Origin of the sequence: Xanthomonas sp. SHU 308, from assembly GCF_000364645.1 — a bacterium.
In the GTDB taxonomy this organism is placed as follows: Bacteria; Pseudomonadota; Gammaproteobacteria; order Xanthomonadales; family Xanthomonadaceae; genus Xanthomonas_A; species Xanthomonas_A sontii.
In genome coordinates, this window is the sequence record NZ_AQOK01000424.1 from 1 (window position 1) to 1,769 (window position 1,769).

Genomic DNA, 1,769 nt, shown 5'->3' on the forward strand with positions numbered 1-1,769 from the left:
CCAAAGCCGCTACGATGAAACCCGGACTCTAAAGAGCCCCGCTACTGAAAGCGGGGGGACTTCGGGCCCTGCACGAGTCGGGAGGCCGCCGAAGGTCGGATCGGCAGCAGAAGTGGAAGCGGTGGGTGCGCCCCCGCGCTCTGCTTCGGACTCTTGTTCCGGAACGATCAAACAGCTTCAGAAACTCCGCCAGCCGCCGCTATTGCCATCTGAAGCCACGATGAGGTCAGAATGGAACTCCTCCCCAAACTTTTTATGCTGACGGCGCTTTTCGCGGCAGCTTGTCCTGCCGCAGCCATCCCCTACGACGACGAGGGCGAGCAGGCACGGGTCAACCCGGACAACCAGGCGCGGATCCGTTTCTTCGGGCAGGCCGCGATTGGCCTGGAGTTCTATCGCAACGCCATGTGCTATGGCGGTGATGCTGAAACCGAAACGCCCTCCAGTAGAGGCTTCAGCGGTGCCTTCGGCAGCAAGAAGAACATTTCCCTGGGAATGGCGGTCACTCCCAATGTCACCAACCTCAAGCAACGTAGCGGCATCCTGGCCAAGGCGTTCTATCGTGAATACGCCATTGCCGCCGGCGAGCCCATCGCCATTCACGCCTCGTATTACGAAACCACGGGCCCGATCGGCATTTCGAGCCGCTGCAAGGATTTCGGCGTGTCCTTCGTTCCCGAAAAAGGCCAGGACTACGAAGTTTCCCTGGATCTCTCGCGCCAAACCTGCCATCTCACCATCTCCAGGATCAGCGAAACCAGCGACGGCGTCGCGCTGACTCCGGTCGAAATCAAAGACGCGAAGGAATGTAGCGACGAATAGGCCGCTTTGCTGCCGGGCGTGACAACGTAAAATCAGGGGTAAAGTGCACCTATCGAGTGCACTTATCCTGTTCCAGCACAAAGGTGTAGTCGACTAGAGCCTCATTGGGCGGCGCCACGCTGGCTCTGGTTCAGAGCGGAGAATGTCGAAGGGCCGTCAAAGGGCCGTCAGGGAAAACCAGGGTCAGAGTGCACTTTCCCTATACAGAGTCTGGACGCTGCCCGATGGGAAGGGGCGTTCGAACGCACGAAGCTGATCTCACCTCAGCGGGAAGGATCGCACATGCCACGTCGTCCCCGTTTGGATCTTCCATGCGTCGCTCAGCATATCGTGCAGCGGGGCAATGATCGGCAACCATGCTTCTTCGCAGACATTGATCGTATACGCTACTTGCAGGATTTGCACGAACTGGCACTCAAGCTCGGCATTGCGGTGCATGCTTACGTGTTGATGACCAATCATGTGCATTTGCTGCTCACCAGCCAACAGCCCGGTACGGCACCGACGCTGATGCAGTCGCTTGGTCGCCGCTACGTGCGCTACATCAACACGCAATACCATCGCACCGGTACATTGTGGGAAGGTCGCTACAAGTTGTGACCAGTTCAAGACGAAATCTATCTGCTTCGCTGTTATCGCTACGTCGAACTCAATCCGGTGCGGGCTGGCATGGTTGTCGATCCAGCGGACTACCGTAGGTCGAGCCATTCCTGCAATGGCGTCGGGCAGGCTCGCGCTGTTACAACCCCATGCGAGCTATCTAGCCATTGCCCGGCCGGCCAGCGCGCAGACCACTATCGCCGCTCCGTGCTGGATGCGATCGACCCGGACGAGACTGCAGCCATCCGTCTCAACTTGCAGCGGCAACACGCCCTGGGCAACGACCGTTTCCGTGAGGCAATTGAACGTCAGCTTGGCCGTCGAGCCGGCCCTGCAAGAATCGGGCG

At 59.1% G+C, this 1,769-nt stretch carries 2 protein-coding genes; both read left to right on the forward strand.

Annotation, left to right across the window (positions count from 1 at the left end):
* The first annotated feature begins 231 nt into the window (after positions 1–231).
* Positions 232–822 carry a hypothetical protein gene (locus D588_RS0114070; protein WP_157836461.1) on the forward strand — a complete coding sequence of 197 codons (591 nt, stop codon included), beginning with the start codon at positions 232–234 and terminating at the stop codon, positions 820–822.
* A gap of 282 nt (positions 823–1,104) precedes the next feature.
* On the forward strand, positions 1,105–1,422 hold the full coding sequence (locus D588_RS28565) for a transposase (RefSeq protein WP_081613560.1): 318 nt from the start codon (positions 1,105–1,107) through the stop codon (positions 1,420–1,422).
* The last annotated feature ends 347 nt before the right edge of the window (positions 1,423–1,769 follow it).